General features: G+C 56.1%; 19 protein-coding genes. 9 read left to right on the top strand and 10 right to left on the bottom strand.

Going from position 1 to position 21,522, the window contains the following annotated elements:
- Positions 1 to 64: 64 nt before the first annotated feature.
- Positions 65 to 601 carry a hypoxanthine phosphoribosyltransferase gene (gene hpt, locus CMR03_RS16660; protein ID WP_096012086.1) on the top strand — a complete coding sequence of 179 codons (537 nt, stop codon included), beginning with the start codon at positions 65 to 67 and terminating at the stop codon, positions 599 to 601.
- Positions 602 to 679: 78 nt separating this feature from the next.
- On the opposite strand, the gene can is transcribed toward hpt, so the two are convergent.
- On the bottom strand, positions 680 to 1,336 hold the full coding sequence (gene can, locus CMR03_RS16665; protein ID WP_172823888.1) for a carbonate dehydratase: 657 nt from the start codon (positions 1,334 to 1,336) through the stop codon (positions 680 to 682).
- 106 nt (positions 1,337 to 1,442) lie between these two features.
- On the opposite strand from can, the gene CMR03_RS16670 reads away from it, so the two are divergent.
- Together CMR03_RS16670 and CMR03_RS16675 are read left to right on the top strand one after the other, a co-directional pair.
- Positions 1,443 to 2,369, top strand: a complete 927-nt coding sequence (locus CMR03_RS16670) for an ABC transporter ATP-binding protein (RefSeq protein ID WP_096012087.1) — start codon at positions 1,443 to 1,445, stop codon at positions 2,367 to 2,369.
- Positions 2,366 to 3,136 carry an ABC transporter permease gene (locus CMR03_RS16675; protein ID WP_063878445.1) on the top strand — a complete coding sequence of 257 codons (771 nt, stop codon included), beginning with the start codon at positions 2,366 to 2,368 and terminating at the stop codon, positions 3,134 to 3,136. The genes CMR03_RS16670 and CMR03_RS16675 overlap by 4 nt, the downstream gene beginning before the upstream one ends.
- Before the next feature lie 70 nt (positions 3,137 to 3,206).
- Here CMR03_RS16675 and panD read toward each other — a convergent pair whose 3' ends face one another.
- The 9 genes from panD to thpR all read right to left on the bottom strand — a co-directional run bounded on the left by panD (position 3,207) and on the right by thpR (position 10,274).
- Entirely contained in the window at positions 3,207 to 3,587 is a 381-nt protein-coding gene (gene panD / locus CMR03_RS16680; protein WP_063878446.1) for an aspartate 1-decarboxylase, read from the bottom strand.
- A gap of 51 nt (positions 3,588 to 3,638) precedes the next feature.
- Positions 3,639 to 4,493: a pantoate--beta-alanine ligase gene (gene panC, locus CMR03_RS16685; protein ID WP_096012088.1), complete on the bottom strand. Its 855-nt coding sequence runs from the start codon at positions 4,491 to 4,493 to the stop codon at positions 3,639 to 3,641.
- A gap of 15 nt (positions 4,494 to 4,508) precedes the next feature.
- Entirely contained in the window at positions 4,509 to 5,303 is a 795-nt protein-coding gene (gene panB, locus CMR03_RS16690) for a 3-methyl-2-oxobutanoate hydroxymethyltransferase (protein ID WP_096012089.1), read from the bottom strand.
- An 83-nt stretch (positions 5,304 to 5,386) separates the two neighbouring features.
- Positions 5,387 to 5,872: a 2-amino-4-hydroxy-6-hydroxymethyldihydropteridine diphosphokinase gene (gene folK / locus CMR03_RS16695; protein WP_096012090.1), complete on the bottom strand. Its 486-nt coding sequence runs from the start codon at positions 5,870 to 5,872 to the stop codon at positions 5,387 to 5,389.
- Positions 5,869 to 7,287 (bottom strand): polynucleotide adenylyltransferase PcnB, encoded by a 1,419-nt coding sequence (gene pcnB / locus CMR03_RS16700; protein ID WP_208625032.1) that lies wholly within the window; start codon positions 7,285 to 7,287, stop codon positions 5,869 to 5,871. The genes folK and pcnB overlap by 4 nt, the downstream gene beginning before the upstream one ends.
- A gap of 86 nt (positions 7,288 to 7,373) precedes the next feature.
- A complete protein-coding gene (gluQRS, locus tag CMR03_RS16705; RefSeq protein ID WP_096012091.1) occupies positions 7,374 to 8,255 on the bottom strand; it encodes a tRNA glutamyl-Q(34) synthetase GluQRS in 882 nt (293 codons plus the stop codon).
- A gap of 70 nt (positions 8,256 to 8,325) precedes the next feature.
- On the bottom strand, positions 8,326 to 8,781 hold the full coding sequence (gene dksA, locus CMR03_RS16710; RefSeq protein WP_006117731.1) for an RNA polymerase-binding protein DksA: 456 nt from the start codon (positions 8,779 to 8,781) through the stop codon (positions 8,326 to 8,328).
- A 249-nt stretch (positions 8,782 to 9,030) separates the two neighbouring features.
- A complete protein-coding gene (sfsA, locus tag CMR03_RS16715) occupies positions 9,031 to 9,735 on the bottom strand; it encodes a DNA/RNA nuclease SfsA (protein ID WP_096012092.1) in 705 nt (234 codons plus the stop codon).
- An 11-nt stretch (positions 9,736 to 9,746) separates the two neighbouring features.
- Positions 9,747 to 10,274, bottom strand: a complete 528-nt coding sequence (gene thpR / locus CMR03_RS16720) for an RNA 2',3'-cyclic phosphodiesterase (RefSeq protein WP_096012093.1) — start codon at positions 10,272 to 10,274, stop codon at positions 9,747 to 9,749.
- A 75-nt stretch (positions 10,275 to 10,349) separates the two neighbouring features.
- Between thpR and hrpB the strand changes: the two genes are divergently transcribed.
- From hrpB to fhuB, 6 genes are all read left to right on the top strand, one after another.
- Positions 10,350 to 12,806, top strand: coding sequence for an ATP-dependent helicase HrpB (hrpB, locus tag CMR03_RS16725; protein WP_096012094.1), 2,457 nt, complete (start codon positions 10,350 to 10,352; stop codon positions 12,804 to 12,806).
- Between the two features lie 83 nt (positions 12,807 to 12,889).
- A complete protein-coding gene (mrcB, locus tag CMR03_RS16730; protein WP_096012095.1) occupies positions 12,890 to 15,412 on the top strand; it encodes a bifunctional glycosyl transferase/transpeptidase in 2,523 nt (840 codons plus the stop codon).
- A 197-nt stretch (positions 15,413 to 15,609) separates the two neighbouring features.
- Positions 15,610 to 17,811: a ferrichrome porin FhuA gene (gene fhuA / locus CMR03_RS16735; protein WP_096012096.1), complete on the top strand. Its 2,202-nt coding sequence runs from the start codon at positions 15,610 to 15,612 to the stop codon at positions 17,809 to 17,811.
- A gap of 39 nt (positions 17,812 to 17,850) precedes the next feature.
- Positions 17,851 to 18,645 (top strand): Fe3+-hydroxamate ABC transporter ATP-binding protein FhuC, encoded by a 795-nt coding sequence (gene fhuC, locus CMR03_RS16740; RefSeq protein WP_063878457.1) that lies wholly within the window; start codon positions 17,851 to 17,853, stop codon positions 18,643 to 18,645.
- A gap of 10 nt (positions 18,646 to 18,655) precedes the next feature.
- A complete protein-coding gene (fhuD, locus tag CMR03_RS16745; protein WP_096012097.1) occupies positions 18,656 to 19,540 on the top strand; it encodes a Fe(3+)-hydroxamate ABC transporter substrate-binding protein FhuD in 885 nt (294 codons plus the stop codon).
- Entirely contained in the window at positions 19,540 to 21,519 is a 1,980-nt protein-coding gene (gene fhuB, locus CMR03_RS16750) for a Fe(3+)-hydroxamate ABC transporter permease FhuB (protein ID WP_096012098.1), read from the top strand. Before fhuD ends, fhuB begins: the two co-directional genes overlap by 1 nt.
- Positions 21,520 to 21,522: the final 3 nt, after the last annotated feature.

Genomic DNA, 21,522 nt, shown 5'->3' on the forward strand with positions numbered 1-21,522 from the left:
GGCGTCAGTACTCAGTTCTACTATGATAAACTGCGTGGCTTTGTGAGCTACCAGGCAGAAGGCAATGAAACATACTGTTGACGTAATGATCCCTGAAGAGGCAATCGCCGCGCGCATTGCTGAACTGGGCAAAGAGATTACCGCCCATTACCGCGACAGCGGCAGTGATATGGTGCTGGTGGGGCTACTTCGTGGCTCGTTCATGTTTATGGCTGATTTATGCCGCGTCATTGACGTGCCACACGAAGTCGATTTTATGACCGCATCCAGTTACGGCAGCGGTATGTCCACGACCCGGGATGTTAAAATCCTCAAAGATCTGGATGAAGATATTCGGGGTAAAGACGTATTAATTGTCGAAGACATCATCGACTCCGGTAACACGCTTTCCAAAGTGCGCGAGATCCTGCGTCTGCGTGAGCCAAAATCACTGGCGATTTGTACCCTGCTGGACAAGCCTGAACGCCGTGAAGTCGACGTCAGGGTTGAATACGTGGGCTTTTCCATTCCTGACGAGTTTGTCGTGGGCTTTGGCATTGACTATGCGCAGCATTATCGCCATCTGCCTTACATTGGCAAAGTGGTGCCGCTCGAAGACTGAATGCCGTTTACCGCACATTCTTCCAAGGCCCGCGCCCTTCATTTCGTGTAGGCTTGTCGCGCACAGCGGTTACTGGCGCTAAAAATCGCCCTTAACCAACAGATTGGCCATGCCGTGACGATAGCGTTGCTCAAGGTTTTCCCGGCTGCTTGCCGTAACATCAAGGTTACGCAGGCAGCCATCCTGGATACCGTAAACCCAGCCATGCAGCGAAACTTTGCGTCCGCGCTTCCAGGCGGATTGCAGAATAGTGGAATGCCCCAGATTATAAACCTGCTCAACGACGTTGATTTCGCAGAGTTTATCCAGGCGTTTATCCGGCGGGAGTTCTCCCAGCAACACGCTATGCTTGTACCAGAGATCGCGAATGTGCAGCAGCCAGTTATCAATAAGACCGAGCTCTGGATTATCCATTGCGGCCTGCACACCGCCGCAACCATAGTGGCCGCACACGATGATGTGTTCAACTTCCAGCACTTCAACGGCGTATTGCACGACAGAAAGGCAGTTAAGGTCGGTATGAACCACCAGGTTGGCAACGTTGCGATGAACAAACAGTTCGCCGGGTTCAAGGCCGGTGAGACGTTCGGCGGGTACGCGGCTGTCTGAACAGCCAATCCAAAGGAAACGCGGTTTTTGCGCCTGAGCCAGTCGCTCAAAAAAGCCGGGATCTTCTTTGACCAGTAATGTGGACCATTCGCGGTTATTACTGATCAGGGTATCAATATCTGTCATGGCGTTAAGCAACCTGTTACTGCGCATTTGCGTGCGCGTACTATAGGCGAAGGCTTCCTAAATTCAAACGGCATTACAATGCCACAAAACAGGGTATGTATTCAGAATGACCTATGCACTGGAACTTTCCCGGCTGACCAAGACCTATCCCGGCGGCGTACAGGCGCTCAAGGGCATCGATCTCAACGTCGAAGCCGGTGATTTTTATGCACTACTGGGACCTAACGGCGCGGGTAAATCAACCACTATCGGCATTATCAGTTCGCTGGTGAATAAGTCTGAGGGAAGCGTACGCGTCTTCGGCTACGATCTGGAAAAAAACGTGGTCAATGCCAAACGCCAGTTGGGCCTTGTTCCACAGGAGTTTAACTTCAACCCGTTTGAGACGGTCATGCAGATCGTGGTGAATCAGGCCGGTTACTATGGCGTTGAGCGCCGCGAAGCGCTTCAGCGTGCGGAAAAGCATCTGAAACAGCTCGACCTGTGGGAAAAACGCAATGAGCGGGCACGGATGCTGTCCGGCGGGATGAAACGTCGCCTGATGATCGCCCGTGCCTTGATGCATTCGCCTAAATTGCTGATTCTGGATGAACCCACTGCCGGGGTTGATATTGAACTGCGCCGCTCAATGTGGGTATTTCTGAAAGATCTTAATGCCCAGGGCACCACCATTATCCTGACCACCCACTATCTTGAAGAGGCCGAAATGCTGTGCCGCAACATCGGCATTATTCAAAATGGTGAACTGGTAGAAAACACCTCAATGAAATCTCTGCTTTCAAAGCTGAAATCAGAAACGTTCATCCTGGATCTGGCCCCGCGCAGTCCGTTGCCGTCGCTGGAAGGTTTCCAGTACCGGCTGGTTGATACCTCGACGCTGGAAGTGGAAGTGCTACGCGAGCAGGGGCTGAACAGTGTATTTAGCCAGCTCAGCGCCCAGGGCGTACAGGTACTGAGTATGCGCAACAAAGCGAATCGTCTGGAAGAGCTGTTCGTCGGCCTGACGCAAGGAAAAACAGGAGCTAAAGCATGACACATTTGTACTGGGTGGCGTTAAAGAGCATCTGGGCCAGGGAGGTGAACCGTTTCGCCCGTATCTGGATTCAGACGTTGGTGCCGCCCGTCATCACCATGACGCTTTATTTTATTATCTTTGGTAACCTTATCGGTGCGCGCATCGGCGATATGAATGGGTTCAGCTACATGCAGTTTATTGTGCCTGGATTGATCATGATGTCGGTGATCACCAACGCCTATGCCAACGTGGCTTCCTCGTTCTTTAGCGCCAAATTTCAGCGCAATATCGAAGAGCTGCTGGTGGCACCGGTGCCGACGCACATCATTATTGCGGGCTACGTCGGTGGCGGTGTGGCACGCGGGGTTTGTGTTGGTGTGCTGGTCACGGCCGTCTCGCTGTTTTTCGTGCCGTTCCATGTGCACTCCTGGATGATGGTTGCCATCACGCTGCTGCTCACTGCCGTGCTGTTTTCGCTGGCGGGCCTGATCAATGCGGTGTTTGCCCGCACCTTTGACGATATCAGCCTGATTCCGACCTTTGTGCTGACGCCATTAACCTACCTGGGCGGCGTATTTTATTCGCTGACGTTGTTACCGCCAGTGTGGCAGGCGATTTCAAAGCTGAACCCGGTGGTGTACATGATAAGCGGCTTCCGCTTTGGCTTTCTCGGTATCCACGACGTGCCACTGGCCCTGACCTTATCGGTTCTGATTGCCTTTATCGTGGTGTTCTATATCGCGGTGTACTTCCTGATCCAGCGCGGGCGTGGATTGCGCACCTGATGCAGTAACGGGCAAAAAAAAGCAGCGATATCGCTGCTTTTTTTATGCCAACTGATCTAAGCCAACTGACCTATGCCAGCTGTACCGGCAGCGCTTTTGCGAGGCGCTTCATCTGATTATCCCCTTCAAAGTAGGCCACGTTGGGCTGCCACTGGCGGGCTTGTGCATCATCGACCTGCACATAGGAGCAAATAATCAGGATATCGCCTTCGCAGGCACAGCGAGCCGCTGCACCGTTTACCGAAATGATTTTCGAGCCACGTTCGGCCGCGATGGCATAGGTGGAGAAACGCTGACCGTTGGTGACGTTATAAATATCAATGGCTTCATATTGCAGGATGCCAGAAGCATCAAGGAAATCCTGATCGATGGCGCAGGAGCCTTCATAGTTCAGGTCCGCCTGCGTCACTTTCACGCGATGCAATTTGCCTTGTAAAACCGTGCGAATCATAGTCAGAAACCTTGTTAAACAGCCAAAAATACGACCTGCAACCCGCAGCCTTTACTGCGTGAGGTCGACCTGTTGATTATCGATCAGCCGTGCGTTCCCCAGCCAGGCCGCCATTAAAACCACAGCACGCTGGCTGTCCACCGTCAGAGGCTGTAGCGTTTCTGCATCACAGATTGCCAGACCGTCCGGGCGAAAGCCTTTTTCCTGCAGCGACAGATTCGCGGCATCAATAATATCGTCAATCTGCCGCTCGCCATTAGCCAGTCGGGCTGCCATCTCATTCATCACCTGGCTCAGCGCGGGGGCCAGCTTGCGTTCATCATCAGTGAGATAACCATTGCGTGAACTGAGTGCCAGACCGTCTTTGGCGCGCACCGTGGGCACACCAATAATCTCAATGTCGAAACCCATATCCGCCACCATTTTACGAATGATGGCTAACTGCTGAAAATCTTTCTCACCGAAGCAGGCAATATCGGGCTGAACCAGATTGAATAATTTACTGACGATGGTCGCGACGCCGCGAAAATGGCCGGGACGACTCGCGCCTTCAAGCAGCGATGACAACACCGGGACGTCCACAAACGTCTGATTGGCCAATCCCTGAGGATAAACCTCCGCAGGTGAGGGGGCAAACACCACATCGACCGCATGGCGGTTCAGCTTTTCGCAATCCTCCTGAAGCGTGCGCGGATAGCGGGCCAAATCGTCAGGACGATCAAACTGCATGGGGTTAACGAATATGGACACGATCACGATATCACCCCGTTCACGTGCCTCGTCGACCAGCGTCAAATGTCCTTCGTGCAGATTGCCCATAGTCGGCACCAACGCGATGCGTTTACCTTGCTCGCGCCAGCGACGAACGTCGCGGCGTAACATGGGCAGAGTTTCGATGATCAGCACGGCAATTCTCCTGAATTACTGGAAACTGTGTTCCACGGCGGGGTAGCGTCCTGCTTCAACTTCGGCAATATATTGGCGAATGGCCGCCCGAATATCGCCCGTCTCCGCCAGGAAATTTTTAGCAAATTTGGGAACATGTCCGCCAGTGATGCCCAGGGCGTCATGCATGACCAGTATCTGACCGTCAGTGACATTGCCTGCGCCGATACCAATAACCGGAATCGCCAGTGCCTGGGTCACGCGCTGTGCCAGCGCAACAGGGACGCACTCCAGCACAAGCAGCTGTGCACCCGCCGCCTCCAGGGCCAGGGCATCAGCCAGAAGCTGCTCTGCGCTCGCTTCATCGCGGCCCTGCACTTTATAGCCACCAAAAATATTCACGGACTGCGGCGTTAATCCCAGATGCCCGCAAACCGGAACGGCGCGCTCCGTCAGCATTCGTACGCTGTCCGCCAGCCATGCGCCGCCTTCCAGTTTCACCATATTGGCACCGGCGCGCATCAACTGCGCCGCGTTATCAAAGGTTTGCTGAGGCGTGGCATAACTCATAAAGGGCAGGTCAGCCAGCAAAAGCGACTGAGGCGCGCCACGGCGCACTGCAGCGGTATGGTAGGCAATGTCATTTACCGTAACGGGCAACGTTGAGTCATGGCCTTGCACGGTCATTCCAAGTGAATCGCCCACCAGCAGGACCTGAATGCCTTCATCGGCAAACAGTCGGGCAAAACTAAACTCGTAGGCGGTCAGGGTGGCGAATTTTTTGCCGCTTTCTTTCCACTGACGCAGGTGAGAAATGGTGGTGGGTTTCATGGTGCTCTCAACTCAGAAATTCAGATTGGCGCATTTTACTGGATAGTGTTGCAGAGCGGAATCCATGAAGTGTGATTAGGTGCTTAGCTGTGCCATGGTCGGATGCTGGAACGGTCCAACTGGGCCAGGATTGGTTTGAGCGACCGACCGTCTGGCAGGCTCAGATCGGGGGCAATCTCCAGCAACGGAACCAGCATAAATGCGCGATTAAGCAAATCATAATGCGGCACGGTGAGACGGTCGCTGTTGAGGCTGGCTGTACCAAACAACATGATATCAATATCCAGCGTGCGTGGTCCCCAGCGCTCGGCCTTGCGAACGCGACCGTGTTCCTGCTCAATGCGCTGCGTCTGGTCCAGCAGCGCCTCGGCAGACAACGCGGTATCGAGAGCGACGGCCGCATTGAGATAATCGGGCTGGTCCGGTGGGCCATAGGGCGGCGTCCGGTAAAAAGCGGAGGTCGCCACGCGCTGTGTATCAGGGAGTGCATCCAGCGCTGACAGCGCTGCATCAATCTGATGCAGCGGATCGGCAAGGTTACTGCCTAGTGCCAGATACACACGTGTCATGACGCGCTATTGTTATCACGACGCGGAGCCGTTGAACGGCGACGTGGGCGACGCGTGCGGCTGCGTGGTGCCGGATCGTCTCCCAGCGTATTCAGCATGGTCTTCTGCTGTGGCGGCGCGGCCACCTGGAATTCGCCCCACCACTTACTCAGACGCAGCAGTTCCGGGTTGTTTTCTACCTCAGCCCGCAAAGAGAGCAGGTCGTAAGCGGCGCGGAACTTCGGATGCTCCATCAGCTTCCAGGCTCGCTTACCATGGCGACGAGACATGCGTAACTGCAACTGCCAGATATCACGAATTAACGATGTGATGCGTTTAGGGATCGCCAGCGCACGGCAGGCTTCATCCAGCGTATCGTTCATGGCCAGGGCAAAGGCATCGTAATAGGTCAGGCCACTTTCCTGCGCAATGCGTTCGGCGGCTTCAAGCTGGGGATACCAGAACATCGCGGCAAACAGAAACGCCGGATTAACCCGCATATCATTCTGAATACGGTTATCGGTGTTCTTCAGCACCTGCGCCAGCATGCGTTCCATGTGGCTGTCGCCGTTCTCGGTAAAGTTACGCGCCAGCGTCGGGAACAGCGGCTGAAATAACTGGTATTCACACAGTTTAAGCCAGGTACTGTAGCCATAGCCGGCCTGCAGCAGCTTTAGCGACTCTTCAAACAGGCGCGCGGCGGGCACGTCACGTAGCAACGACGCCAGGCGTGGAATCGGCTCGGCCGTTTCAGGCGCAATGCGCATATTCAGTTTGGCAGCGAAACGCGCGACACGCAGCATCCGCACAGGATCTTCGCGATAACGGGTTTCCGGGTCGCCAATCAGGCGAATGATGCCTTGTTGCAGATCGTTCAGCCCACCAACATAGTCGCGCACCGAAAAATCGGCCACGCTGTAATAGAGGCTGTTGATGGTCAGATCGCGACGCTGGGCATCATCTTCGATGTTGCCAAAAATGTTGTCGCGCAGCAGCATACCGCTCTGGGCACGCTGAGAGTTGTTCTGATCGTCGGTGGTCTCTTCAATCTGATGATGACCGCGGAACGTTGCCACTTCGATCACTTCCGGGCCAAACATCACGTGCGCCAGACGGAAACGACGACCAACCAGACGGCAGTTGCGGAACAGTTTACGCATCTGCTCCGGCGTGGCGTTTGTGGTCACGTCGAAGTCTTTCGGCTTCTGCCCCAGCAGCAAATCGCGTACGCCACCGCCAACAAGATAGGCTTCATAACCGGCTTTATTCAGGCGATATAGCACCTTGAGGGCATTTTCGCTGATGTCTTTACGTGAGATGGTGTGGCTTTCACGAGGAATGATGGTCATATGACTCTCAGGTTCAACCTCTGCTGGTGCTTCCTCGTCATCACGCTTCAGGACTTTCCGGCAAAAATTAGCTACTCGGGTAAAAATGGGACACCTCGACAGTGACAATTAGGGTGTAGGTAAAATCAGCGGCTAATCATAGCCTGTTGTGAATCATTTGAGAATGCTGTTGTCTATGCATCCGTTATCAGGGCGTTATCATGAGGTATCAAAGCGATATTCCACTGCTTCACAGCCTCAGACAGCAGTTTCTCCTGCGTTTTGTCCTTCCAACCTTCGCCAACCGGCTGCCCCAGAAAGCGTAAAGCCTGTACCAGGCAGGGACGTGTATCCCCATCAGGCAGCGCGGGCGCATGATTTTGTTTAGAAAGTTTGTGACCATCAGCGGTGATCGCCAGGGGCAAATGCAGATAGTCCGGCGGCATCCAGCCGAATTGCTGATAAAGCGCAATCTGCCGTACCGTTGGCTCAATTAAATCAGCCCCACGCACAATTTCTGTGATGCCCTGATGATGATCGTCCACGACCACCGCCAGATTGTAAGCAAACAGCCCATCACGACGATGAATAATAAAATCTTCTTCAGCCAGTCGCCTGTCGGCGACGACCTCGCCCCTGAGCCGATCCTGAAAACGATAGACAGGTGCATGCTGGCGCAGGCGCAGGGCTGCCTTATCGGGGCCATGTTGCCGGTCCCGACAGTGACCATCGTAAAAGCCGCCAGTTTGCTGAATGCGGCTTCGCGAACAGGTGCAGAAATAACTTTGACGCTGCGTTCTCAACCACTGTAGTGCGTCACGATAGGCGTTATGCCGCTGTGACTGCCACATCACCTCACCATCCCAGTTCAGGCCGTAATGCTCCAGCTGTTGCAGAATCCGCGTTGCGGCACCCGCGACTTCACGAGGCGGATCGATATCTTCAATACGCACCAGCCAGCGACCATGCTGTGCGCGAGCGCTGAGGTAACTGCCTAACGCAGCAATCAGGGAGCCGAAATGGAGTTCACCGGAAGGGGATGGCGCAAAGCGCCCAACGCAGGATGAGAATGACATAGGCATTATGAACCAGACGGCGGAAAAAGATGGCCTTTTCCCGCCGTGTGGCTGCAGTCAGACGGCAACATTAGCCCGCCATTTGCTTCTCACGAATTTCTGCCAGTGTCTTACAGTCGATGCACAGATCGGCAGTAGGACGCGCTTCAAGACGGCGGATACCGATCTCGACGCCACAGGAATCGCAATAGCCGAAGTCGTCGTCTTCGACTTTCTTCAGCGTTTTTTCGATCTTCTTAATTAACTTACGCTCGCGGTCGCGGTTACGCAGTTCCAGGCTGAACTCTTCTTCCTGAGCGGCACGGTCAACCGGGTCCGGGAAGTTTGCAGCTTCATCCTGCATGTGTGTAACGGTGCGATCGACTTCGTCCCGCAATTGATTGCGCCAGGCTTCCAGAATCTTGCGAAAATGGTCCAGTTGCGCGTCATTCATATACTCTTCGCCTGGCTTCTCCTGATAAGGCTCCACCCCAGCGATGGCGAGAATACTCAGGGACGATGTTTTACGGTTTTGCCCTTCTTGCATGTTGTTTCTCTCCTGGATAACACGCACTATACCCTTTGATTGCCATCGGTAAGCGCATACACGCTAACCTTAATGATGACCCTCTCTTGGGTACATCGATCCCCCAACGGGGAAAAAACAGGCCGCTATAAATAACAGAAGCAGTCAAGGTTGGCAATTATTCCTGATCGCATCTTGACAAGCCTGTGAGGAACAGCGTAGTTAGCCCCTGACAGAAGATAGTCATATCACAGAACGATGCCAATGATATTACAATGTTACGTCAATGGCGGTCGTCAGAAACATTCCTGCTGATGACAGTTCTGCCCGGTAAGCCAAAATCTCCACGCCACTCAGCTGAGCCTGTACCAGTTGTTCTGCGTAAGCAGCATCAATGTGACGCGCCGGGGAAACGTCCTCAATCCCCGAGTGCAGAACGGCAAACAACAAAACGGCCCGATGACCTTCTGCGGCAGCCTTACTCAGCTCACGCAGGTGTTTCTGCCCTCGAATCGTCACCGCATCCGGAAAATAGCCTTTACCTTCCTGTAAAAGCGTTACGGATTTCACCTCAATATAGCACTCAGGTCGCTCCTCTGCTTTGAGCAGGAAATCAATTCGGCTTTTTTCACTGCCGTATTTAACTTCCGCCTGACATTTCGCGTAGCCCGCCAGCGGTAAAAGTCGGTTTTCGTCCAGCGCTTCACGTACCAGTTGATTGGCGCGCAGCGTATTGACACAGATCCAGTGGCCTTGCTGCGTCTCGGTCATTTCCCAACTGTGCGGGTATTTGCGCGTCAGGCTGTCAGACGTGGAGTACCACACGGTATCGCCCGGCGTGGCACAGCCGGTCATTGCGCCGGTATTCGCGCAATGTATCGTCAGCGTTTCGCCTTCGGGCGTCACAACATCGGCCAGAAAACGCTTATAGCGAGTAATAAGACGCGCGGGTTTAAGAGCGGGAGAAAAAAGCATAAGGCTCCTGATTAAGAGAGTAACGGCCAACTGGCCAGCGTGCGGTAGCGTGTCCGGCCTTGCGCGTACTCTGAGGCAAAAAGGGAAAACTGACTGACCGTAAATTGCCAGTGAAAGCCACGTGGCGGCAGGGCGACAGGCTGGGTCGCCGCACGCAACAGGCTGACGTGGGGATGAAAGGGCTGAGCCGGTTGTTCGCAGCCATGTCGCGCGGCCTGAGCGCGCAGCAGGCTTGCCAACTGCAACAAGCCGCGCGGGGGGCGCTGGCAACCCAGCCACACGACGCCGGGGCGCGGCCAGTGACCTGCATCGTCTAACGCAACGTCAAATGCTGGCTGGTTTATACGTGACGCCAGGGCCTGCAACTGCTGTGACGTTCCAGCCGACACATCGCCCAGAAAAGCCAGCGTCAGGTGAAGGTTCGCTGCCGCAATCGGGCGGCCCGCCTCCGCATGAAAGGTTTGTGCCCGCCAGTGCACCAGTTGCTGCTGCAGCGTGTCAGGCGGGGTAATAGCAAAAAATAAGCGTTGTAACGCCATGGCGGTCTCCGGCAATCCTCACGGATGAGTGCTACAATGCGCGCCATCTTAACATAGCCATTCGCGGAGTTTGCGGTGAGTGATTTACCCGTCAGCGCGGTGTTGCCTGACCTTCTGAGTGCGCTTAATGATGCCTCAAACATCCTGCTGGCCGCGCCCACGGGCGCAGGTAAATCCACCTGGCTGCCACTTCAGCTTTTACAGCACAAGGCCTTGCCGGGACGCATTATTATGCTGGAGCCGCGCCGTTTAGCCGCGCGCAACGTGGCGCAACGTCTGGCCGAGCAGTTGGGTGAACAACCCGGCGTGACGGTGGGCTACCGTATGCGCGGCGAAAACTGCACAGGGCCAATGACCCGGCTTGAAGTGGTGACCGAAGGCATTCTGACCCGAATGCTGCAACAGGATGCGATGCTGGAGGGCGTGTCGCTGGTTATCCTGGATGAATTTCATGAGCGGAGCCTGCAGGCCGATCTGGCGCTGGCGCTGCTACTGGATGTGCAACAGGGGTTACGTGAAGATCTAAAAATCCTGCTGATGTCGGCGACGCTTGATAATGCGCGGCTGGCGGCACTGTTGCCGGACGCTCCTTTGATTACTTCTGAAGGGCGCAGCTATCCGGTTGAACGGCGCTATACGGCGCTGAGCCAGACCTTGCGTTTTGATGATGCGGTCGCGCGTGAAGTCGCACAGTTACTGCGCGACGAAACGGGCTCGCTGCTCCTGTTCCTGCCCGGCATCGCCGAAATTGAGCGGGTAAAACGGGAACTGGAGACGCGCGTTGACGACGACGTGGATTTAACGCCGCTGTATGGTGCACTTCCTCTTGCGGCCCAGCAACGGGCCATCCTGCCTGCCGCCAGCGGACGCCGCAAAGTGGTGCTGGCGACCAACATTGCCGAAACCAGCTTAACCATTGAAGGCATCCGGCTGGTCGTGGACAGCGCCCTGGAGCGAAAAGCCCAGTTTGACGCTCGCAGCGGCGTTACGCGCTTGCAGACTCAGCGCATCAGTCAGGCATCCATGACCCAGCGAGCCGGACGAGCCGGACGTGTCATGCCCGGTATTTGTTTGCATCTGACGCCACAGGAACAGGCCTCACGCGCGCCCGCGCAAAGCGAAGCAGAAATTTTGCACAGCGATCTCGCGTCGTTGTGGCTGGAGTTGCTGCAGTGGGGCTGTACCCGTATCGAACAATTGCAGTGGATAGATCTGCCGCCGGAAAAGCACCTGCGTGCGGCGCAGCAGCAGCTGGTGCGGCTTGGGGCTCTGGACGAGCAGGGCCACCTCAATGCCCAGGGACGACGCATGGCGCAGCTGGGCAGCGACGCCCGGCTCAGCGCTATTTTATGTGCAGCAGGCAGTGACCCTGACGCCGTTGCCAGCGCGGCCTTGCTGGTGGCGGTTCTGGAAGATCCGCCTCGCAGTGCCGGAGCCGATCTGCGTGATGCGCTTTATCGTCCATTGCCACAGTGGCAGCGCCGCGCACAGCACTGGCAAAAACGCATCGGCGTAAAGGGCGGTCGGGTAGACGAAGACCATTTTGCCGCCCTGCTGACCGCCGGCTTCAGCGACCGTCTGGCACGTCGCCGCGATAACAGCGGCCGCTATCAGTTAGCTAACGGCCTGGGCGCGATGCTGGACGAACAGCAGGCGCTGACGCGTTATGAATGGTTAATTGCCCCCACCTTGTTACAGGGCAGTAGCGCGCCCGACGCGCGTATCCTGATGGCGATTCCCGTTGATATCGAGGCACTGACGCAGCGCTGTCCGCAGCTGATTGAACAGCGCACCGAGGTGGAATGGGATGAGGAGAAGGGCACGTTACGCACGTTGCGCCGCGAGCAGATTGGCGAACTGATACTGAAAACCCAGCCGCTAGCCCGTCCCGACGCAAAAGTCTTGCAGGCGGCAATGCTACGCTGGATTGGCAAAAAAGGGCTATCGGTGTTGGGCTGGACGCCGGAGGCAGAACAGTTGCGTCTGCGCATCCAGTGTGCGGCACAGTGGTTGCCAGAGGAACACTGGCCTGAGGTTGACGACGCCAGCCTGATCGAGACGCTTGAACACTGGCTTCTGCCCCAGATGACCACGGTGCGTGATCTGAAAAGTTTACAGGCGGTGAATCTGGTCAGCGCGCTCTTACATTTGCTCACATGGTCACAACGTCAGCGGCTGGATACTGTGCTGCCAACTCATTACACTGTGCCCACCGGAAGTCGGCTGCCTGTTCGCTATGATGCAGATAAACCGCCTGCGCTGGCGGTGCGCATCCAGGAAATGTTCGGCGAAGCCAGCAACCCAAGCGTGGCAGAAGGGCGCATTCCACTGGTACTGGAGCTGTTATCGCCCGCCCAGCGGCCCTTGCAGATTACCCGTGACCTCGCCGCTTTCTGGCGTGGTGCCTATAAGGACGTGCAAAAAGAGATGAAAGGGCGTTATCCCAAGCATCCCTGGCCTGACGATCCGGCTTCCGCCTTGCCGACAAGACGGACAAAAAAGAAGACGTCACAGGGTGGAACCTCTGATTAATTCAGAGGGTTCTGCCATGCGACAGTGAAGAAAGCAGTTAGAGTAGCGGCGCAGCCGTAAGCTATGCCTGGAGAATAAAACGAATGTCTGGGAACGATCGCGAACCTATTGGGCGCAAAGGAAAAGCGCTGCCTCCGCGCAGCAGCGCCCGCCGTGGGCGGCGCAGAGACATCGATGACGATGTTGCTCAGGACGATTTTGATGATGACTACGAGGAGGAAGCGCCGGTGCCACGTAAAGGTAAAGGTGGAAAACCGCCGCGCGGCAAACGCCGTTGGCTGGGATGGTTAATTAAGCTGTTCCTGGTATTTGTGGTGGTAATGGCCGCGTGGGGCGTATACCTCGACTCGGAAATTCGCAGCCGCATTGACGGTAAAGTGTGGCAACTGCCCGCAACCGTATATGGTCGTATGGTCAGCCTTGAACCCGGCATGGCCTACAACAAAAGCGAAATGGTCGCCCTGCTTGAAGGCACGCAATACCGTGAAGTTTCACGTATTACGCGCCCGGGTGAGTTCTCGGTTAAGGGCAACACTATCGAACTGTTGCGCCGTCCATTTGATTTCCCGGACAGCAAAGAGGGGCAGATTCATGCCCGTATGACCTTTAGCAAAGATGAACTCAGCGAGATTAAAAACGTTGAAACCGGGCGCGATTTTGGTTTCTTCCGTCTTGATCCGCGTCTGATCACCATGCTGCAGTCGCCTAATGGTGAACAGCGCCTGTTCGTGCCCCGTGCGGGCTTCCCGGATCTGCTGGTCGATACGTTAATCGCCACCGAGGATCGCCATTTTTACGAGCATGATGGTATCAGCCCGTACTCCATTGGCCGTGCCTTTGTCGCGAATATCACGGCAGGTAAGGCGGTTCAGGGTGGCAGTACGCTGACTCAGCAGCTGGTAAAAAACCTGTTCCTGACCAACGAGCGTTCGCTGTGGCGTAAAGCGCGTGAAGCCTATATGGCCGTGATCATGGACGCGCGTTACAGCAAAGATCGCATTCTGGAGCTTTACCTTAACGAAGTGTATCTCGGTCAGGCAGGTAACGATCAGATTCGTGGTTTCCCTTTGGCCAGCCTTTACTACTTTGGCCGTCCGGTGGATGAGCTGAGTCTGGATCAGCAGGCAATGCTGGTCGGCATGGTAAAAGGCGCTTCGCTCTATAACCCATGGCGTAACCCGAAACTGGCACTGGAAAGACGCAATCTGGTGCTGCGCTTGTTGCAGCAGCAGAAAGTCATCGACCAGGAACTGTATGACATGCTGTCGGCGCGTCCGTTAGGCGTGCAGCCGAAAGGCGGTGTGATTACGCCACAGCCTGCGTTTATGCAGATGGTGCGTAATGAACTTCAGGCAAAACTGGGCGACAAGGTTAAAGATCTGTCGGGGGTGAAAATTTTCACCACCTTAGATCCGGTCTCGCAGGATGCCGCTGAAAAAGCGGTTATCGACGGCATTCCAACCCTGAAAAAACAGCGCGGTCTGAAAGATCTGGAAACCGCGATGGTGGTCGTTGACCGTTTCAGCGGTGAAGTCCGCGCGATGGTCGGCGGGGCCGATCCGCAGTTCGCCGGGTATAACCGTGCGTTACAGGCCCGCCGTTCTATTGGTTCACTGGCAAAACCGGCCACCTATCTCACCGCACTGAGCCAGCCAAATACATATCGACTCAATAGCTGGATTGCCGATGAGCCTATTGCGCTGAAACAGCCCAATGGCAGCATCTGGAAACCCATGAATGACGACCGCCGCTTCAGTGGCAAAGTCATGCTGGTGGATGCGTTGACCAACTCCATGAACGTGCCGACGGTGAATCTTGGCATGACGCTGGGGCTGAATGCGGTGGTGGATACCTGGACCAAACTGGGTGTACCTAAAGATCAGCTCAACCCGGTGCCGGCAATGTTGCTGGGCGCACTCAACCTGACGCCGATTGAAGTGGCCCAGGCGTTTCAGTCGATTGCCAGCGGAGGGAATCGTGCGGACCTGTCAGCTGTGCGTTCTGTTATTGCCGAAGACGGAACGGTGCTGTACCAGAGCTTCCCGCAGGCGCAACGGGTAGAGCCTGCGCAGGCTGCCTATTTAACGTTGTACACGATGCAGCAGGTTGCCGATCACGGTACGGCACGCGCCCTGGGCGCTCGCTTCCCTAATGCGCATCTGGCAGGCAAAACAGGGACCACTAACGACCTGATAGACAGCTGGTTCGCCGGTGTCGATGGTAAAGAGGTGGCGATCACCTGGGTTGGGCGTGATAACAACCAGCCGACCAAGCTGTACGGTGCCAGCGGTGCGATGCAGATCTACCGTCGCTATCTTGATAACCAGGCACCGATGCCGTTGCAACTGACGCCGCCGGAAGACGTGACGATGATGAATATCGACTCAGCGGGCAACTTTGTTTGTGGCTCAGGCAGCAGTACCTGGCGCTCATTGCCGGTTTGGGCACTGGACCCGAATGCACTGTGTCAGCAACAGCAGCAACAGGTTCAGCAAATGCAGCAGCAGCAGCAACAGCAACAGCAGCAATTGCAACAGCAGCAACAGCAGGAGCAAAAAGACAGCGATGGCGTTGCAGGTTGGATAAAAGACATGTTCGGCAAGTAACGGGTCAAAAGCAGTGAAAAGAAGGCACTTCGGTGCCTTTTTTTATGCCTGATAAATACGCTGTAAACAGGCTACAAACAGCGCCACAGTAGGGAATTCTGCTTGCAGAGATTGTTGCACTTCGCATATTATCGAACCGTTATAATAATCATTATCGTTTCGATTCGCTTAATCATCCCCATTTGAGAGACACCTTCATGACTGCGCGCACCACCACTTTTGGTTTCACACCAGGGTCGTTTACCCCTCGTCCTTTGGCACTGATGATTGCGCTGATATCCAGTGGCGCAACTCCCCTGGCCTTCGCCGAACAAACGGTGGTGGTTTCAGCAAACGGCGGTGCCGCTGTTGCGCAGGAAAGTCCGTGGGGCCCGGCACCGACCGTCGCCGCGAAACGCAGCGCCACCGGCACCAAAACGGATACGCCGATTGAAAAGAACCCGCAGTCGGTTTCCGTGGTCACGCGTGAAGAAATGGACATGCGCAGCGTCAGCAGCGTCAAGCAGGCATTTAACTATACGCCTGGCGTACTGACCGGCAACCGCGGCAGTTCCGCGGTCATTGACGCGCTGTCGATTCGCGGCTTTAGCGAAACCAACACCAATCAGTATCTCGATGGGCTGAAGCTGCAGGGTGACAACTACTCTGAATTCGCTATCGATCCCTATTTTCTGGAGCGGGCTGAACTGCTGCGCGGTCCGGTTTCCGTGCTGTACGGTAAAAGCAATCCCGGCGGTGTCGTTGCTTTAGTCAGCAAGCGTCCCACTCAGGAAACGCTGCGTGAAGTCCAGTTCCAGATGGGCAACCATAACCTTTACTCCACCGGTTTCGACTTTGGCGGCGCAATAGACGACGCAGGCGTGTACAGCTACCGTCTGACAGGCCTGGCCAGTAGCCAGGATGCCCAGCAGGCGAATAACAAGCAGAAGCGTTATACCATCGCGCCTTCATTCAGCTGGCGACCAGATGAAAACACCCGTCTTGATCTGCTGACCTATTTCCAGAACGAGCCGGATACCGGCTACTACGGCTGGCTCCCGCGTGAAGGGACCGTGGTGCCGATCACCCGGCCTGATGGCAGCCAGTATAAACTGCCGACCAACTTTGATGAGGGCGAGAAGAGCAACCGCATCTCACGCAATACCAAAATGCTGGGCTACAGCTTTGAGCACCGTTTTGATGAAACCTGGACGGTGCGGCAGAACCTGCGTTATGCCGAATTAACCACGGATTACCGCAGTATTTATGGTAACGGCTTTGATGCAGCCACTCAGCAAATCACCCGCGGGTCTGCGGCTTCAGACGAGAAACTGAATCAGTTTGCGGTAGATAATCAGGCTCAGGCTAAATTTGCCACCGGCCAGCTTGATCATACATTGCTGCTGGGCGTTGATTATCAGCGCATGCGAAATGATATTAATGCGGCTTTTGGCTCAGCATTCCCGTTGAATGCGGTTAATCCGCAATACGGCAATGACGCGCTAATCGGCACACCTTTCCCGTATCGCTATCTCAACAAACAGGAGCAAACCGGCCTGTATGCACAAGACCAGATGGAATGGGATCGTTGGGTACTGACATTGGGCAGTCGCTATGATTACGCAATGACTTCTGCTTTTAATCGGAGTAGCAGTTCCGAAGTTAAAAGTCATGACCAGGCGTTTACCTGGCGTGGCGGCTTAAACTATGTGTTCGATAATGGTATCGCGCCTTATTTCAGTTATAGCGAATCCTTCATTCCGACATCCGGAACGACTCAAAGTGGTCAACCTTTCGACCCTTCGCGCGCTAAGCAGTATGAAACGGGCGTAAAGTTTGTGCCAAAAGATCGCCCTGTCGTTGTCACGGCCGCGATTTATGAGCTGACAAAGACCAAAAACTTAACGGCTGATCCTAACAGTCCTAATTTCAGCATCCAGAGCGGCGAAATCCGTTCTCGCGGTGTTGAACTCGAAGCGAAAGCGGCGCTGAACGCCAACGTTAACCTGACGGCCTCTTATACCTATACCGATGCCGAATATACGAAAGATACTCAGCTTCAGGGCAAAACCCCGGTTGAGGTGCCCAAACATATGGCGTCACTGTGGAGCGACTATACCTTCCACGAAACCGCACTGTCAGGCGTCACGGTCGGCGCGGGCGTCCGTTACGTGGGCGAAAGTCAGGGGCTGTATAGCACCGGTCCTGATGCCAACCAGAACTTTAGCGTGGCGGGTTATACCACCGTCGATGCTGCGCTGAAATATGATTTAGGACGTTTTGGTTTGCCTGGATCAACGGTAGGCGTTAACGTTAATAACCTGTTTAACCGCGACTACGTTGCCAGTTGTTACCGTGAATATGCGTGCTACTGGGGCGCAGAACGGCAGATTGTAGGCACCGCCACGTTCCGGTTCTGATCGATGAGGGCGCTTCGGCGCCCGTTTACAGGGATTAACATGCAGCTTCCGCAGCACCAACAGACGACCTTCCAACTGGATAATGCCAGCTTTCGTGTACCCGGTCGCACGCTTCTCCAGCCGCTGTCTCTCTCTTTTACACCAGGCAAAGTAACCGCGCTGATTGGTCACAATGGTTCGGGAAAATCCACGCTGTTAAAAATGCTGGGGCGGCATCACGCGGCCAGCGAAGGCCGGGTGCTCCTGAATGAACGGCCCGTGGAGAGCCTGAACAGCAAAGTATTTGCCCGTGAGGTCGCCTATTTACCTCAGCAACTGCCGGCTGCAGAAGGCATGACGGTGCGCGAGCTGGTGGCCATTGGGCGCTATCCCTGGCATGGGGCGCTGGGGCGTTTCACTCAGGAGGACCGCGACCGCGTTGAGCAGGCGATTTCGCGCGTGGGGTTAACGCCTTTTGCCTCACGGCTGGTAGACAGCTTATCGGGCGGCGAACGGCAACGTGCCTGGCTGGCGATGATGGTGGCGCAAAACAGCCGCTGTCTGCTGCTGGATGAACCCACTTCCGCCCTGGATATCGCCCATCAGGTTGATGTGCTGGCCCTGATTCAGACGCTGAGCCGGGAGCATGGCTTAACCGTTATTACGGTATTACACGATATCAATATGGCTGCCCGTTACTGTGACCATCTGGTGGCATTACGCGGTGGCGCACTTATCGCTGAAGGCGGGCCGGACCACATTATGCAGGCGGACGTTTTGCAGGCGATTTACGGTATTCCAATGGGGATCTTCCCCCATCCCGGCGGCGGTGCGCCGGTGAGTTTTGTGTGTTAAGGACCCGATAATGCCCGATTTGTTCCGCCGTCGCCTGATGATGGCGATGGCGTTATCGCCACTGATGAGCCCCTTTTCACTCCAGGCGGCGCAGCCCGATCCCGATCCCGATCGCATCATCGCGCTGGAGTGGTTACCCACCGAGCTGTTGCTGGCGTTAGGCGTTAAGCCCTTTGGGGTCGCCGATGTGCATAATTATAATATCTGGGTTGGGCAGCCAGCCTTGCCTGCCGGCGTGGTGGATGTTGGGCTGCGTACCGAGCCTAACCTTGAACTGATGACCCAGATGCATCCCTCACTGATTCTCTGTTCAAACGGTTATGGACCGCCTAAAGAAAAACTCCAGCGTATTGCGCCCATTATGGGGTTTGACCTGCACGGCGGCGACGGTAAACCGCTCTCCCGAGCGCGTGTCTCTCTGCAGGCCCTCGGCGCCAGGCTGGGGCGGGAAGCCCAGGCAGCCGCGCACCTGCAACGCATGGACGAGGAAATCGCCGCGGCGCGCCAGCGTCTGGCACCGCATGCCGGACGTGCCATCCTGCTGATGTCACTGCTTGACAGTCGCCATGCCATCACCTTCGGTAAAAACAGCTTATTCCTTGAGGTCATGGCGTTGCTTGGTCTGCAGAACGCCTGGCAGGGCGAAACCAATTTCTGGGGAAGTTCAGTGATTGGCCTGGAACGGCTGGCGGCGTTTCACGACGTGGAAGCCATCTGCTTCGATCATGACAATGCGGCTGTTATGCAGCAACTGTCACGCAGCCCGTTGTGGCAGGCAATGCCTTTTGTCCATAGCGGCCATTTTCAACGCGTACCGGCGGTCTGGTATTACGGGGCAACACTCTCTGCCTTGCACTTTGTACGCGTGCTGGAACATGCGCTGGAGAAAGTCTGATGCGCTATCGTTTTTTCTCAGTCACCGTGCTGGGCGTACTGTTTTTACTGGCGCTGGCGCTCACCGCAATAAACTTTCAGCAGGCGTTGCCCCTGGGACAATGGACACAGGCCCTGTGGGCACCGGATACCACGAATGTGCAACAGATGGTGTTTCACTACAGTTTGCTGCCGCGCTGGGCGCTGGCGCTGTTGGTGGGGGCCGGTCTGGGATTAGCGGGACTGCTGTTTCAGCAGGTTCTGCGTAACCCTCTGGCGGAACCGGGAACATTAGGCGTTTCATCCGGCGCACAACTGGGAATTACCGTCGCCACGTTGTGGCACCTGCCGGGCGGAGTCGTTACCCATCAGCTTGCCGCCTCGGGTGGTGCGTTGCTGGTGGGGGCGCTGGTATTTAGCGTGGCCTGGAGCAAACGCCTGTCACCCGTAACCTTGATCCTGGCCGGGCTGGTCCTCAGTCTTTACAGCGGTGCTGTTAACCAGATCTTCGCCATCTTCAATCACGACCAACTGCAAAATATGTTTCTGTGGAGCACAGGCGCATTGAACCAGATGAGCTGGGACAGTGTTACCCAGCTCTGGCCGCGACTGATGCTGGCGCTGTTACTGTCACTGGCGCTGCTGAGGCCGCTGACGCTCATGGGGCTGGACGATGGCGTGGCAAAAAACCTCGGGCTGGCCCTGTCCGCTACCCGGTTAGCGATTCTGGTGCTGGCGATATTGCTTAGCGCACAGTTGGTGAGCGTCGCCGGTATCATTGGTTTTATCGGCTTGTTCGCGCCGCTGCTGGCAAGGCTGCTCGGTGGACGCCGCTTGCTGAGCCGCATGCTACTGGCCCCGCTGATTGGCGCATTGCTGCTGTGGCTGGCTGATGCCTGCGTCCTGTGGCTTACGACGCACTGGCGCGAGGTTTCAACCGGCACGGTGACGGCGCTCCTGGGCGTGCCGATTCTGCTGTGGCTGTTGCCGCGTCTGCGAACCGGTTCCGTTCCACCCGCACTGGATCAGGGCGACAAGGTTCCGGTCGAACGCCATCACTTTCTGCGCTGGAGCCTGATCGGCTTAGCGCTGTTAGGCATGCTGGCATGGCTGTGTCTGGCGTTTGGACGGGATGCGCAAGGCTGGATCTGGACCAGCGGTGACCTGCTACAGCAGCTGCTACCCTGGCGCGCACCGCGTGTGCTGGCGGCCCTGGAGGTAGGCTTAATGCTTGGCGTTGCCGGCAGCCTGATCCAGCGACTCACGGGTAACCCGATGGCCAGCCCTGAAGTCTTGGGCATCAGTTCCGGCGCGGCCTGCGGCGCAGTCGTAATGTTGTTCTTCGTGCCCGGCAATGCGCTGGCATTCCTGTTACCCGCGGGTGCGCTGGGCGCGGCGGTGACGCTGGCGATTATTATGTTGGTGGCCAGTCGCGGCGGTTTTTCCCCTGAACGCATGCTGCTGGCCGGGATGGCGTTAAACAGTGCCTTTGTCACCATCCTGATGTTGTTGATGGCCAGTGGCGATCCCCGGATGTCGGGGTTACTGACCTGGATCTCCGGCTCCACCTATAACGTCAGTGCCACCCAGGCGCTGCAAAGTGCTGTCTGTGCGGTGGTGCTGGTGTCATTAGCGCCGCTGGCCAGCCGTTGGCTCACGCTGTTGCCGCTTGGCAGCGCGACGGCGCGCTCGGCCGGAATGGCGCTCACCGCCTCGCGTCTGGCACTGCTGCTGCTGGCTGCGGCCTTAACAGCCTGCGCCACGCTGACGATTGGGCCTCTGAGCTTTGTGGGACTGATGGCACCGCACATGGCGCGCATGCTGGGCTTCCGGCGGGCGCTACCGCAGCTGTTACTGTCTGGGTTGCTCGGGGCAGGTTTAATGGTGGTTGCTGACTGGTGCGGGCGAATGGTGGCTTTTCCAAACCAGATTCCGGCAGGATTGATGGCAACCTTTTTAGGCGCGCCCTATTTTATCTGGTTGTTGCGGCGTTCACGTTGAAAA

This window comes from Pantoea allii, assembly GCF_002307475.1.
GTDB lineage: Bacteria > Pseudomonadota > Gammaproteobacteria > Enterobacterales > Enterobacteriaceae > Pantoea > Pantoea allii.

Bases quoted from the DNA above. Each gene is read 5' to 3' on its own strand.
- hpt (WP_096012086.1), top strand. From the start codon at position 65: ATGAAACATACTGTTGACGTAATGATCCCTGAAGAGGCAATCGCCGCG.
- can (WP_172823888.1), bottom strand. From the start codon at position 1,336: ATGACAGATATTGATACCCTGATCAGTAATAACCGCGAATGGTCCACA.
- CMR03_RS16670 (WP_096012087.1), top strand. From the start codon at position 1,443: ATGACCTATGCACTGGAACTTTCCCGGCTGACCAAGACCTATCCCGGC.
- CMR03_RS16675 (WP_063878445.1), top strand. From the start codon at position 2,366: ATGACACATTTGTACTGGGTGGCGTTAAAGAGCATCTGGGCCAGGGAG.
- panD (WP_063878446.1), bottom strand. From the start codon at position 3,587: ATGATTCGCACGGTTTTACAAGGCAAATTGCATCGCGTGAAAGTGACG.
- panB (WP_096012089.1), bottom strand. From the start codon at position 5,303: ATGAAACCCACCACCATTTCTCACCTGCGTCAGTGGAAAGAAAGCGGC.
- folK (WP_096012090.1), bottom strand. From the start codon at position 5,872: ATGACACGTGTGTATCTGGCACTAGGCAGTAACCTTGCCGATCCGCTG.
- gluQRS (WP_096012091.1), bottom strand. From the start codon at position 8,255: ATGTCATTCTCATCCTGCGTTGGGCGCTTTGCGCCATCCCCTTCCGGT.
- dksA (WP_006117731.1), bottom strand. From the start codon at position 8,781: ATGCAAGAAGGGCAAAACCGTAAAACATCGTCCCTGAGTATTCTCGCC.
- sfsA (WP_096012092.1), bottom strand. From the start codon at position 9,735: ATGCTTTTTTCTCCCGCTCTTAAACCCGCGCGTCTTATTACTCGCTAT.
- thpR (WP_096012093.1), bottom strand. From the start codon at position 10,274: ATGGCGTTACAACGCTTATTTTTTGCTATTACCCCGCCTGACACGCTG.
- mrcB (WP_096012095.1), top strand. From the start codon at position 12,890: ATGTCTGGGAACGATCGCGAACCTATTGGGCGCAAAGGAAAAGCGCTG.
- fhuA (WP_096012096.1), top strand. From the start codon at position 15,610: ATGACTGCGCGCACCACCACTTTTGGTTTCACACCAGGGTCGTTTACC.
- fhuC (WP_063878457.1), top strand. From the start codon at position 17,851: ATGCAGCTTCCGCAGCACCAACAGACGACCTTCCAACTGGATAATGCC.
- fhuD (WP_096012097.1), top strand. From the start codon at position 18,656: ATGCCCGATTTGTTCCGCCGTCGCCTGATGATGGCGATGGCGTTATCG.
- fhuB (WP_096012098.1), top strand. From the start codon at position 19,540: ATGCGCTATCGTTTTTTCTCAGTCACCGTGCTGGGCGTACTGTTTTTA.